This is a genomic window from Flavobacterium cupreum, from assembly GCF_003996965.1.
In the GTDB taxonomy this organism is placed as follows: Bacteria; Bacteroidota; Bacteroidia; order Flavobacteriales; family Flavobacteriaceae; genus Flavobacterium; species Flavobacterium cupreum.
This window is the reverse complement of the sequence record NZ_QWDM01000003.1, coordinates 21,154-33,623: the sequence shown is the minus strand read 5'-3', so window position 1 is coordinate 33,623 and position 12,470 is coordinate 21,154. Positions and strand designations below refer to the sequence as shown.

At 40.0% G+C, this 12,470-nt stretch carries 11 protein-coding genes; 9 read left to right on the top strand and 2 right to left on the bottom strand.

Annotated features, from left to right (window positions below; all coding sequences use genetic code 11):
• Both D0817_RS04950 and D0817_RS04945 read left to right on the top strand, forming a co-directional pair.
• Positions 1 to 1,464 carry a glycoside hydrolase family 125 protein gene (locus tag D0817_RS04950; RefSeq protein WP_127337302.1) on the top strand — a complete coding sequence of 488 codons (1,464 nt, stop codon included), beginning with the start codon at positions 1 to 3 and terminating at the stop codon, positions 1,462 to 1,464.
• Between the two features lie 24 nt (positions 1,465 to 1,488).
• Positions 1,489 to 2,391 carry an ROK family protein gene (locus tag D0817_RS04945; RefSeq protein WP_127337301.1) on the top strand — a complete coding sequence of 301 codons (903 nt, stop codon included), beginning with the start codon at positions 1,489 to 1,491 and terminating at the stop codon, positions 2,389 to 2,391.
• Positions 2,392 to 2,872: 481 nt separating this feature from the next.
• On the opposite strand, the gene D0817_RS04940 is transcribed toward D0817_RS04945, so the two are convergent.
• A complete protein-coding gene (locus tag D0817_RS04940; protein WP_127337300.1) occupies positions 2,873 to 3,778 on the bottom strand; it encodes a DUF6268 family outer membrane beta-barrel protein in 906 nt (301 codons plus the stop codon).
• Positions 3,779 to 3,923: 145 nt separating this feature from the next.
• Here D0817_RS04940 and D0817_RS04935 point away from each other — a divergent pair, with 145 nt between their 5' ends.
• The 3 genes from D0817_RS04935 (at position 3,924) to D0817_RS04925 (ending at position 6,570) form a co-directional block, all read left to right on the top strand.
• Positions 3,924 to 4,952, top strand: coding sequence for a sensor histidine kinase (locus tag D0817_RS04935; RefSeq protein WP_127337299.1), 1,029 nt, complete (start codon positions 3,924 to 3,926; stop codon positions 4,950 to 4,952).
• Positions 4,949 to 5,641, top strand: coding sequence for a LytR/AlgR family response regulator transcription factor (locus D0817_RS04930; RefSeq protein ID WP_127337298.1), 693 nt, complete (start codon positions 4,949 to 4,951; stop codon positions 5,639 to 5,641). The genes D0817_RS04935 and D0817_RS04930 overlap by 4 nt, the downstream gene beginning before the upstream one ends.
• Before the next feature lie 113 nt (positions 5,642 to 5,754).
• Positions 5,755 to 6,570 carry a polysaccharide deacetylase family protein gene (locus D0817_RS04925; RefSeq protein WP_127337297.1) on the top strand — a complete coding sequence of 272 codons (816 nt, stop codon included), beginning with the start codon at positions 5,755 to 5,757 and terminating at the stop codon, positions 6,568 to 6,570.
• Between the two features lie 40 nt (positions 6,571 to 6,610).
• Here D0817_RS04925 and D0817_RS04920 read toward each other — a convergent pair whose 3' ends face one another.
• On the bottom strand, positions 6,611 to 7,369 hold the full coding sequence (locus tag D0817_RS04920; protein ID WP_368773378.1) for an AraC family transcriptional regulator: 759 nt from the start codon (positions 7,367 to 7,369) through the stop codon (positions 6,611 to 6,613).
• A 267-nt stretch (positions 7,370 to 7,636) separates the two neighbouring features.
• On the opposite strand from D0817_RS04920, the gene D0817_RS04915 reads away from it, so the two are divergent.
• The 4 genes from D0817_RS04915 to D0817_RS04900 all read left to right on the top strand — a co-directional run bounded on the left by D0817_RS04915 (position 7,637) and on the right by D0817_RS04900 (position 12,461).
• Entirely contained in the window at positions 7,637 to 8,551 is a 915-nt protein-coding gene (locus D0817_RS04915; protein WP_127337296.1) for a dihydrodipicolinate synthase family protein, read from the top strand.
• An 11-nt stretch (positions 8,552 to 8,562) separates the two neighbouring features.
• Positions 8,563 to 10,146 carry an aldehyde dehydrogenase (NADP(+)) gene (locus tag D0817_RS04910; RefSeq protein ID WP_127337295.1) on the top strand — a complete coding sequence of 528 codons (1,584 nt, stop codon included), beginning with the start codon at positions 8,563 to 8,565 and terminating at the stop codon, positions 10,144 to 10,146.
• A 1-nt stretch (position 10,147) separates the two neighbouring features.
• The gene (locus D0817_RS04905; RefSeq protein ID WP_127337294.1) at positions 10,148 to 11,158 is read left to right on the top strand and encodes a 4-hydroxyproline epimerase; all 1,011 of its coding nucleotides are present in this window, start codon (positions 10,148 to 10,150) and stop codon (positions 11,156 to 11,158) included.
• 67 nt (positions 11,159 to 11,225) lie between these two features.
• Entirely contained in the window at positions 11,226 to 12,461 is a 1,236-nt protein-coding gene (locus tag D0817_RS04900; RefSeq protein ID WP_127337293.1) for an NAD(P)/FAD-dependent oxidoreductase, read from the top strand.
• Positions 12,462 to 12,470: the final 9 nt, after the last annotated feature.

Sequence of the window (12,470 nt, the reverse complement as noted above, 5' to 3'; positions counted from 1 at the left end):
ATGCAATCACGTAGAAAATTTATAAAAAATACAGGCATTTTTTCAGCAGGACTATTAGCCATTCAAAGCAATGCCTTCGGATTTAATTCGGATGCTTTTCAGTTTCCTTTAAAAGATTTTATAAGCAAAAGACCTCCGTTGGCCGAGAGAAAATTTACAAGTCAGGCCGTAGAAGCAGCCATTGTACGGATCAAAAAGCAAATTGCAAATCCCGAACTGGCCTGGTTGTTCGAAAACTGTTTTCCCAATACACTGGATACTACAGTCGATTTTGAAATCATCGACGGGAAACCCGATACCTACGTGATTACGGGAGATATAGATGCCATGTGGCTTCGCGACAGTACAGCACAAATCTGGCCTTATATTCCGTTTGTAAAAGAAGATGCTAAACTGGCCGAACTGGTCAAAGGCGTAATAAACCGCCAGGCAAAATGTATATTGCTGGATCCTTATGCGAATGCCTTTTATAAAGATTTTACAAAAGAAAGCGAATGGAAAAATGACCTGACCAAAATGCAGCCCGGAATCCACGAAAGGAAATGGGAAATTGACAGTTTGTGTTACCCGGTCCGACTGGCACACGGCTATTGGAAGGAAACCGGAGACATCAGTCTGTTCGACGAACATTGGAAAAAAGCCATGCTGCTCGTATTGCAGACTTTTAAGGAACAGCAAAGACTGGATGGAAAAGGAGGGCCTTATACGTTTCAGCGTCAGACCGCCTGGGCGACAGACGGAGTGCCTTTGGGAGGTTACGGTTATCCGGTAAAACCATGCGGACTAATTGTTTCTACTTTCAGGCCAAGTGATGACAGTACTTTGTTTGGCTATCTGATTCCAAGTAATATGTTCGCGATAGAAGTATTGGGGTATCTGATTGAAATATTCTCCTTACCGGCCTTAAAAGACAATGACCTGGTAGCAAAAGCAAGAGAATTAAGGGATCAGGTACAAAAAGGCTTAAAAGAAAACGGAATCATAGACCACCCCAAATTCGGAAAAATCATTGCTTTTGAAGTAAACGGATACGGCAGTTTCCACATGATGGATGATGCCAATGTTCCTTCTTTATTGTCATTGCCGTATTTAGGCGCAATTGCTCCCAATGACCCTTTATACCTTAATACGCGTAAAGTCGTACTGTCAGAAAACAATCCTTTTTTCTACAAAGGAAAAGCCGGGGAAGGGGTTGGAGGACCGCATACGGGAGTTGACACCATCTGGCCAATGAGTATTGTACTGAGAGCGATTACCAGTGTAGATGAAAAAGAAATAAAAGCATGCATTAGCAATTTGATCAAAACCAATGCAGACACCGGATTCATGCACGAGTCTTTTCATAAAGATGATGTAACCAGGTTTACGAGAAAATGGTTTGCCTGGGCGAATACCTTATTTGGCGAAATGATCGTTCACACCAGTATCAAATACCCTCAGATTTTAAAAGATAAGAATATCTAGAATAAGCAAGTTAAACAAGGAAAAATGAATATACCATACGCCGTAGGGCTAGATATTGGAGGGACACATATTACCGCAGCAGTTATTAATATAAAAGAGATGAAAGTTATGGACTTCTCTCTGAACAAGGAATCTTTCGATTCTAATTTACCGGTTGACCAGGTAATGAAGATCTGGAAAAAAGCAATTGCTACAGCCATAGAAAAATCTAAAGTTACAGCAATGACAGGTCTGGCGGTATGCATGCCCGGCCCGTTTGATTATCAAAAGGGTATTTGCTGGATCAAAGACCAGTCCAAGTACGAACATTTTTATGGGTTAAATATTCGGGATTTGCTTTTGGAGCACCTTGATCTTTCTGGTGATTTTCCGGTACTTTTTGAAAATGATGCCGTTTGTTTTGGCAAAGGAGAAGTTTTTAAGGATCAGGAGAACCTATCCAGAAAAGTAATGGCCGTTACCTTAGGAACCGGACTTGGAGCCTGTTTTATTGACAAAGGAATATCTGTTGCCGGGGGAGAATGCGTACCTGAAGACGGCGAAATTTACAACCTTCCTTATAAACAAGGTATGGCGGAAGATTATGTTTCGGTAAGAGGCCTTTTATCACATTATCATGCTTTGAGCGGAACAAAGCTTGCTAACGGGCTGGAACTTTATAATCGCGCTGTTGAAGGAGATGTTATTGCCGTAAATGTGTTTGAAGAAATGGGAGAGAATTTAGCTGCAATAGTGATTCCGTGGCTGGAAAAGTTTGGTGCGGACCGTTTTATTATCGGAGGAAAAATTGCCAATGCAAGTGAATTTTTTCTGCCTGTTTTCAATAAAAAAATCGAAGAAGCAAGTAGTACAATAACAGTCTGTGTTTCGACAGATAACGAGGCAGCTGCTTTGTTAGGGGCTGCAAGTATGCTTTACAAAAGTTAGATTTTATGAAGTTAAGTTAGGCATACAGCTTAAAAAGAAATTTTTTTTATAATGCGCAATGAGATGTAAACACCATTGCGCATTTTTTTATAAAAATCTTTACTATTTGTTTTTGGTTTTCGTAAAGAAACTGTTTCAATCAGTCTGTTTTCTCTACTTTGAAATAAAAGTTTTAAAACAGAAAGTGCTGCAAATTTATTTTTAATTTTTACCAGTCTTGTTTCCGTTTTATATTGTGATATAAATAAATGAAATAACAAATAAATTTTGTCATAATATAAATAACATCATTAGAGATAATTTTATAAGTATGAAACTTTATATATTAAGATAAACTTAGCAGATCATTTTATTGCAAAACTTATTTTGTTTCTTGTTCTCTTTGTATTTCTTCGGAATTAAGAAATCAGGGCAAATACATAACAAAGTAAGGTGATCATAAGAGAAGTCATAGAATTATTTTTTAAGATTTATGCAAAGTCTAATAAAACTTATAATTAATCTGTGCCGCTGCATAAAAAGAAGACTTAAACTGATATTGGTTTGTACTGCTGAAAAAGCTTTTCAGGTTCCTATCCGTAAAATAGGCAGGACGTACAGCGCTGATTCCAAGTGTAACCGGAAGCGTGATTTTTTTGCCAATGCGGATTTCCGGCCGTAATCCTGTGACAATATACTGGTGTGTGAAAATTACATCTTTTCCTCCTTTTTCCACAAGTGCCATTTGTCCGTTCATGTCCGCAATGACACTCAACACAAATGATTTGTGAATCTCATATCCGGCCGATGCCTGAAAACCGCTCATAAGCGAAACATTAAAAACATACCTGCCCGGAGCATTATAATTCAGGTATAAGGCCGGAAACAGCATAGGATATCCAAACGTGTTGTTGAAAGCCAGTCCGCCGCCAAGCTCTAATTTCGAATTGATTTTCCTGATGAATACAGCACCCGCATTTCCAAGTACACTTCTGGCGCCCATTTTAGAAATTTGTGTCTGGTCGGTATAGATTCCGGCACCTGCAAACAATAACATATTCCACTTTTTGTTGAGCGGTCGCATATTAAATAAAGAAAACTGCGCATTGACAATATCAGACAACACCATCTCCTGAGTAAAATTTTTATTGGTAAGGGAGGCATAGGCTCCAGAAAGCGCTACACCCCAGACAACAGCAAGACTGTCTTTATTAACCTTCATCGAAAGCGGGATTTTTACATCCGCCTGATAAACTGCCGCGGATCCTTTACTGTCTCCCAAATTATTATTGTTTTCATCCCGATAACGGGATGATCCAAAATGCTCAGCCTGGAGGGTTATTTGTGCTTTTGTTTGTGAAGCTGCCAGCAATAATAATAGTAAAGCCAGCCATGATGTCGTTTTCATATTGTATGTTTTTAAGTTTGACAGGGCAAAACTATTCTATCATTCAAAAGCTTTTTTTGGCTTTTGACTAATGGTCGTATTTTGTTGACCAATGGGCAGCGCCGCGATCGAAAATAAATTAATTTTGTAATCTCAATCTGCAGCTATGTTCACTATTAAAAAAGCAAACCTTCTTTTCTGGATTTTTTTATTCCTCATTGTTTTATTGCAACTGTCATTGTCCAGCAGTCCGAATTTTACCCTGGGTGTAGCCCTTATTCATGCTGTCGCGATTGTATTAATTTTGCGTGTACACGTTTCTTTTCTGAATGTATTAATCAAGAAATACCTTAAAACACATGATACGGCAGGGTTTGTAATTTCGGCTGTATCTATTAGCTTTGCGACAGCCATCCTGCTTACTGCAGCAGGTTATTTTATTACAACAAAATTGTTATCGGATGCAAACCTGATGGAAAATGAACTCATTTCCATGTTTTGCGGTATGCTGCTAGTGAGTATCCTGATTGCGGGAATGAGTTATTCGATCGAATTGTTCAAACAAAATATAGCTTCAGAAAAAAAGCATCAGGAATTACGAAATAGTGTGCTGGAAATGGAAATAGATCACCTGAGAACGCAGTTAAGCCCGCATTTTACCTTTAATATCCTGAATAACCTGCAATTCCTGATTCGAAAAGACCAGGATGAAGCGCTCGAATTGTTATCCAGATACAGCAAAATTCTGCGTTATTATGTCTATGAATCACAAAATAAATGGATTAAACTGGACGATGAAATTGCCTTCCTCAAACATTATTTCGAATTGGAAAAAGACCGCTCCGGGGAAGACCTTGAAATTTCCTGCCAATGGGATATTCCGGAAAATACATTGCTGATTATTCCTTTTCTGTTATCGACATTTGTTGAAAATGCATTCAAACATGTTTCTTCTTTTAAGGAGGAAAAGCGTTATATACAACTGCACATTTTTTTAAAGGATGAAAATCAATTGTTCCTGCACCTGAAAAATGCGTCGGGACAGCAGGTATCAAATCCAAAAAAAGGGGGAGTTGGTTTAAAATATGTCAAGAAAAGACTCGAGCTTTCCTATAAGGATAATTACGAACTGGAACTGATTCCGGAAGCTGACTCCTATAGTGTGCGTTTAAAATTAAACCTGACCAAAGTATGAAATGTATCGTGATTGATGACGAAAGGATTGCCAGGGAAGGGTTAGAGTCCTTTATAAGTGAATTTGATTTTCTAAGCAATGTCGGCGTTTTTGCTAACGCACATCTGGCCCTTGAAAAACTAAAAACAGAAACCGTTGACCTGATTTTTCTGGATATAGAAATGCCCTTGCTTAACGGAATGGAGTTTGCAAAACTTATTACCGATAAACAAGCAATGATTATTTTTACAACAGCCTATTCAGAATATGCACTAAAAGGATATAAGGTAAATGCGGTCGACTATTTATTAAAACCGATTTTTTTTGAAGATTTTAAGTCAGCCGTCTTAAAAGCAAAAAAAATGCATGATTTGATGTACCAGCAGGAATTAACTTCAAAACCATTGTTTTTTAAAGAAAACGGTATAACCGTAAAAATTCAGCCTGCACAAATCATGTACATCAGAAGCATGCAGAATTATATCGAAATATATGCTGAAAACAGTAAAAAGAGCATCATTCATCAAACCTTAAAAAGTATTGCGGACCAGCTTCCAACAGAAAACTTTTTGCAAATCCATCGCTCCTACATTGTAAATACAAAATACATCACACATATAGACGGTTTCAGGCTGTCCCTAAAAAACACCATTTTGCCCATTGCCAGAAATCGAAAAAGTATCGTCATGGAGCGATTTATCAATTTATAAGGAGATTAAACGGGTATTGATGTATTCCTCCAAAAGCTTTTTTCGATAAATCATTCGATAAGGTTATTCTTTTGGATTTATGAGTATATTTGAGACTATAATTTTAAAAAGTAATGACCAAGAAGAAGCTTCTATACCTGATTTCTTTCATCAGCCTTATTGTTATATTTATCCTTGTAGCCTTTGATGTCAGTACTGATGTTCCGGTTTCTCCCGTTGCTCCCAAAAAGCTGAAAAAGGAGGAACCCTATCAGCCGGGTCTTGTATTGACTTTTGATGATGATTATGTAGAAACCTGGTACAATGCCGAGAAAGAACTGCGTCCCTACAATTGGAAAGCTACTTTTTTCATCTGCAAGTACAGTGCTTTTACAAAAGATCAAAAAGAAAAATTGCATTACCTTCAAAAAATGGGGCATGATATAGCCGGACATGGTTACAATCATGAAAACGCCGTGAAATACGTCGCAAAATACGGACTGGATGCTTATGTGAAAAATGAAATCATTCCACTTAAGGAAGCCATGCAGAAAGACGGATTCGATATTAAGTCCTTTGCTTATCCCGATGGTGCCAGAAACAGTGCACTCGACAAAAGATTGCTGAATTATTTCGATTTTATAAGAGGCACCACCTACGGCGAACTCTATCCGAAAAGCCAGTATTGTTATTATGAGGACAAGCGCGTCATCTACGGCTTAGGGATTGATGATGATTACGAACAGTTTAACCTCGAATACTACAAAAGCCTTTTGCTGTATGCCAAAGAACATAACAAAATTGTTATATTTTACGGACATAAAACAGTCGATAATGCAGATGAAAGGCTGGAAACCCCAATCGGTTTACTCAAACAGCTTTGTGCATTTGCTGCAGAAAACAAACTAAAGTTTTATTCGGTAGATGATTTGAAAAAATTAAAAAACTAACCGGATTCCATTACGGCAGATGTTGGAAATTTATCCCTGTTTAACTATTCATCTTCCTGTATTGCAAAGGAGAAAGGTGTTTCAGCTCTTTAAATTTCCGATTGAAGTTAGAAATATTATTGAAACCGCATAATTCGGCAATTTCCAGAACAGAAAGCTCCGCGTTGCTCGAGAGCAGTTTTGCCGCCCTTTCAATCCGGACTTCAATCAGAAACTGAAAAAACGATTTGTTCGTCCGTACTTTAAAGTATCTGCAAAACGCATTTTTGGTCATATTGGCTATAGAAGCAATTTCATCAAGGGTAATGTTCTGATGAAAATTGGTCATCACATATTCAAAAACAGTCTGCATTCGTTTCCCTTCATTATCGGTTATTTTTTTGTGATACAGATAATTGGACAAAGGCTCATTTTCAGCTGTTGAAAGCCACTTCAAAATATCCAGAAAAAGAATAAAGCGTGAGTAGGGGTCCGCTTTTTTAAGTTTCTTAAAATATTTGACTACTTTTTTGGGAGCGTTATGAATGATGAACCCGTTTTTACTGCTTTCCAGAATCGGATGAATATTTTTGAAAGTAGGCAATGCGAAAAAATCTTTTCCAAAAGAAGTAAAAGTAAAAAATAAGGTCCGCATCACCGAGATTTCATTTTCCCGGACATCACTTCTAAACACATGAGGCAGGTTGCTTCCGATCACTAAAATATCGCCTTCCTGATATTGCGAAATCGTATCACCGGCAAAAACGGCACCTTCTCCTTTTTCGATAAAACTAATCTGAACTTCTTCGTGCTGATGCAATTTATCGTAAAACGATATTTCTATATCTTCCTGATAGATAAGCGGTTATTCTCCCGATTTTGGAATTTTAAATGGAAAAACTTTCATGGTTGGGTAGGTTAGTTACTACCAAATATATTGCATTTCAGTAATAAAATGATGCTATCCTAATCTGTTTTTTGAATTTCAAAACCATAGAGGGTAATATAGTATCATTTTGAGGTAATTTTCTGTGAGACAGCTGACTGGTTTCTCGATAATTTTGGTTGACAATAAAAAATCAATACTATGGGGATTCAATGGAACGGCGTCATGCCGGCAGTAACTACCAAATTTACTGCAGACGATAAATTAGACTTCAATATGTTTGAAGTCAATATGAAAGCACAATTAGAGGCCGGAGTATCAGGGATTATTTTAGGAGGAACATTAGGAGAGGCCAGTACACTTTTGGAAGAAGAAAAGCGGGAATTGGTCAGACATACTGTTTCAATTACGAATAATAAGGTGCCTGTGATCATGAATATAGCCGAACAAACCACAAGAGGAGCAATCTTAGCCGCCAACAAAGCCGAAGAAGACGGTGCCAAAGGATTGATGATGCTGCCCCCGATGCGCTATAAAGCTTCTGATTATGAAACGGTGGTTTATTTTAGTGAAGTAGCCAAAAATACCTCGCTTCCGATCATGGTCTATAACAATCCGGTCGATTACAAAATTGAAGTGACATTGGACATGTTTGAAGAATTACTGAAATACGATAACATTCAGGCCGTCAAAGAATCCACAAGAGATATTTCGAACGTCACGAGAATGATCAGTCGTTTTGGAGACCGTCTGAAAATATTATCGGGAGTGGACACGCTGGCTTTAGAAAGTTTATTAATGGGCTCAGACGGATGGGTTTCAGGTTTGGTTTGTGCTTTTCCGGCAGAAACCGTAGCGATTTTTAAACTGGTAAAGGCAGGACGAATCGACGAAGCCCTAAAAATATACAGATGGTTTTTGCCGCTGCTCGAATTGGATATTAATTCTTTTCTCGTGCAAAATATCAAATTAGCCGAAGTGGCAACCGGAATCGGAAGCGAATATGTTCGTGCACCAAGACTGCCGCTTCAGGGCAGTGAGCGTGAAAAAGTACTGGCCATTATAGCAGAAGGATTGCGCACCCGACCGACATTGCCGGATTACAAAAACCTATAATTCCAAACGATATGATTACAGGAAAAAATTATATAGGAAGTCAGCTTAAAGCAGGCGGAAACATTACCTTAAAAACGTTCAATCCGCTTTTAAATACAGAGAATCCGTGGGTTTTTACAGAAGCAACACACGAAGAAATAGAAGAAGCGGTTGCTTTGGCCAGTCAGGCATTTGACAGTTACAAAAGATGTTCCGGTATAGAAAAAGCTGCGTTTTTAAACACCATTGCCGATGAAATTTTAGCATTGGGAGATCTATTGTTGGTTCAATATTGTAGCGAATCCGGTTTTTCAAAAGGCCGTGCAGAAGGGGAGCGCGGCAGGATGATCGGACAGCTGCGTTCCTTTGCAGAAATGCTTATCGAAGGAAGCTGGGTTCAGGCTACAATAGATACTGCAATTCCGGAGCGCCAGCCAGCCCCAAAAGAAGATTTACGAAAGATGCTGGTACCGTTAGGACCTGTTGTGGTTTTTGGTTCCAGTAATTTTCCTTTTGCCTTTTCAACTGCCGGAGGAGATACGGCTTCAGCACTGGCTGCGGGTTGTCCGGTGATCGTTAAAAGCCATTCGATGCATATCGGAACGGGAGAAATGGTAGCCTCGGCCATTATAAAAGCAGCGCAAAAAACAAACATGCCCGAAGGCGTCTTTTCAAATCTTGCAGGAGCAGGCAGAACGCTGGGAGCAAGTTTAGTACAACATCCCTTGGTAAAAGCAGTAGGCTTCACGGGCAGTATCAGTGGAGGACGGGCTTTATGCGACCTTGCTGCAAAGCGTCCGGAACCCATTCCGGTTTTTGCTGAAATGGGAAGTGTGAATCCGGTGGTATTGCTGCCGGAGGCCTTGAAACAAAACAGTCAAAAGTGGGCTCTTGCCTATGCAGGTTCGATTACTTTAGGTGCCGGCCAGTTTTGTACCAATCCCGGCTTATTATTAGCCGTAAAAGGAGCTGCCTTAAACGAGTTTGCCGAACAATTAGCCAAAGCGATCGAAAAAACAACACCTTCCTGTATGCTGCATGCTTCCATGCAGGCTGATTTTGAAACAGGCATTTTCACGATGGCATCACAAAACGGCGTTTCGAAAGTAGCTCAGTTTACAGGAGAAGTACCACCCAATCATGGCAGGCCGACTGTCCTGAAAGTGAGCGGGGAAGAATTCCTGAAAAATAAAGTATTGAGTCATGAGGTTTTTGGTCCCTTTTCAATTCTGGTTGAATGTAATGATGAAGCCGAATTACTACAAATAATTAATACATTAGACGGACAACTAACCGGAACGATTATCGGTGAAGAAAATGAATTGCACGAGCATCAGGATGTCATTTTTGCCTTGCAGAATCGGGTGGGACGTTTGATTTTTAATGGTGTCCCAACCGGTGTAGAAGTATGCCCTTCCATGCTCCACGGCGGTCCCTATCCGGCATCATCGGATTCTAGATTTACTGCGGTGGGAACACATGCCGTTTACAGATGGGTGCGTCCGCTGAGTTATCAGAACTGGCCCGATGATTTGCTTCCGGCTGAATTGCAAAATGAAAATCCGCTGCAGATTGTTCGTACCACAGACCATAAACTAACCCTATCCAAAATATAAAATGCTAAAGAAAACTTTTTTTTGTGTAGACGCGCACACCTGCGGAAATCCCGTACGAGTCGTGGCCGGAGGCGGACCCAATTTGACAGGTGCTTCCATGAGTGAAAAACGCCAGCATTTCCTGAAAGAATTTGACTGGATCAGAAAAGGGCTTATGTTTGAACCTCGTGGTCATGATATGATGAGCGGCAGTATTTTATATCCGCCATCTGATCCGGAAAATGATTTTGGAATTTTATTCATAGAAACCTCAGGCTGCCTGCCGATGTGCGGTCATGGAACGATCGGAACCATCACTATTGCCATCGAAGAAGGACTGGTTATTCCCAAAACACCCGGTAAAATCAAAATGGAAGCTCCGGCAGGTTTGGTACAAATTGAATATCAGCAGACCGGTGCCAAGGTCGATTGGGTACGGCTGACCAACGTCAAATCCTATCTGGCAGCAGAAGGACTGACCATCCATTGCCCGGAACTCGGAGATCTTAAATTTGATGTGGCTTACGGAGGAAATTATTACGCGATTGTAGATCCGCAGGACAATTTTTCGGGTGTGCAGGATTTTACCGCAAGCAAAATTATTCAGTACAGTCAGGAATTACGCAACCGGATCAATGAAGAATATCCCAATTATTTTATTCATCCCGAAAATAATACGATCCGGGATGTGACTCATATGTTATGGACGGGAACTCCAATTGATCCGGAATCATCAGGCCGGAATGCTGTTTTTTATGGGGATAAAGCCATAGACCGTTCGCCTTGCGGTACAGGAACTTCTGCTAGAATGGCGCAACTGCACGCAAAAGGAAAGCTCAAAGCAGGTGAAGAATTTATTCACGAAAGTTATATCGGAAGTAAATTTATTGGAAAAGTGGTCGAAGAAACCACCATCGGAGACATTCCGGCCATTGTTCCCAGCATTCAGGGATGGGCAAAAGTGTACGGATACAACAACATCATTATTGATGAAAGCGACGATCCTTATGCCTTTGGATTTCAGGTCATCTAAAAATACAAGAATAGTAGCTATTGATAAAGGCGGGACGTCTTGTCAATCAACTTTTAATTTAAAATCTATGAAAAAAATAGGGATTGTCGGCGGTGGCATTATTGGCTTGTGTTCGGCCTATTATCTGGCTAAAGAAGGGTACGAAGTCAGTGTTTTTGATCAGTCGGCTATGGATGACGGCTGCTCGTACGGAAACGCCGGTATGATTGTACCGTCACACATTATACCCCTGGCACAGCCCGGCATGATAGCACAGGGCATGAGATGGATGTTTGACAGCCAGAGTCCGTTTTATGTAAAACCGCGTTTTAATACCGATTTATTAAAATGGGGTTTGCAATTTTACAAACATGCCAACAGCAGTCACGTCGAGAAAGCAATGCCGGCTTTGCATCATCTTTCGATGTTGAGTAAAGAATTGTATCAGGATTTTGCCAGAGAAAATAATTCCTTTTTTTACGAAGAGAAAGGACTTTTAATGCTTTATAAAAGTGATAAAGTTGCAGAAGAAATGTACCATGAAGGCAAAGAAGCGGAACGCCTGGGACTTGAAGTCGACTATCTTTCCAAAGCGGAAGTTGCAGCTCTGGAAACCGGAACCAAAACCGAGGTAACGGGCGGCGTTCATTATAAAAGTGACGCACATTTGTATCCGCAGCACTTCATGAAGTTCATTAAAGAAGAATTAATTCGATTGAAAGTGGAGATTCATCGGCATACAACGGTAAAGGATTTTCATTTTGAAGGAAATAAAATTACTAAGATAGCCACCGATAAAGGCACTTTCGCTGCGGATGAAGTGGTATTGGCAGCAGGTTCATGGAGTCCTGTACTGGCCAAAAAACTAAATGTTTCGATCTCGGTTTTACCCGGAAAAGGATACAGTTTTACATTAAAAGACAGCGATCAAAAACCGGCAATTCCGTCGATTTTATGTGAAGGAAAAGTAGCGGTAACACCGATGAATAATGATATTCGTTTTGGCGGAACGATGGAAATAACACATACCGGAGATACAAAAATAAATACCGGCAGGCTCCAGGGAATCGTAACCACGATCAATGATTTTTACCCCGAAATGCAGGTCGAAATGCCAAAAACAGCAGCTACCTGGTTCGGCTTCAGGCCTTGTACACCATCCGGAATGCCTGTTATTACAAGAGATAAAAAAATTGTAAATTTGACACTGGCTACAGGTCATGCGATGATGGGATTAAGTCTGGCCCCGGCAACAGGTAAAATTGTAACGGAGATTATCGCAGGTAAAACAACTTCTGTAGACACCAAAATGTTTCAACTGTAATTAAGAATA

What these genes read in the sequence shown, in the direction of transcription:
- D0817_RS04905 (WP_127337294.1), top strand. Translation starts at nt 10,148, where the DNA reads ATGCTAAAGAAAACTTTTTTTTGTGTAGACGCGCACACCTGCGGAAAT.
- D0817_RS04945 (WP_127337301.1), top strand. Translation starts at nt 1,489, where the DNA reads ATGAATATACCATACGCCGTAGGGCTAGATATTGGAGGGACACATATT.
- D0817_RS04930 (WP_127337298.1), top strand. Translation starts at nt 4,949, where the DNA reads ATGAAATGTATCGTGATTGATGACGAAAGGATTGCCAGGGAAGGGTTA.
- D0817_RS04900 (WP_127337293.1), top strand. Translation starts at nt 11,226, where the DNA reads ATGAAAAAAATAGGGATTGTCGGCGGTGGCATTATTGGCTTGTGTTCG.
- D0817_RS04950 (WP_127337302.1), top strand. Translation starts at nt 1, where the DNA reads ATGCAATCACGTAGAAAATTTATAAAAAATACAGGCATTTTTTCAGCA.
- D0817_RS04935 (WP_127337299.1), top strand. Translation starts at nt 3,924, where the DNA reads ATGTTCACTATTAAAAAAGCAAACCTTCTTTTCTGGATTTTTTTATTC.
- D0817_RS04940 (WP_127337300.1), bottom strand. Translation starts at nt 3,778, where the DNA reads ATGAAAACGACATCATGGCTGGCTTTACTATTATTATTGCTGGCAGCT.
- D0817_RS04925 (WP_127337297.1), top strand. Translation starts at nt 5,755, where the DNA reads ATGACCAAGAAGAAGCTTCTATACCTGATTTCTTTCATCAGCCTTATT.
- D0817_RS04910 (WP_127337295.1), top strand. Translation starts at nt 8,563, where the DNA reads ATGATTACAGGAAAAAATTATATAGGAAGTCAGCTTAAAGCAGGCGGA.
- D0817_RS04915 (WP_127337296.1), top strand. Translation starts at nt 7,637, where the DNA reads ATGGGGATTCAATGGAACGGCGTCATGCCGGCAGTAACTACCAAATTT.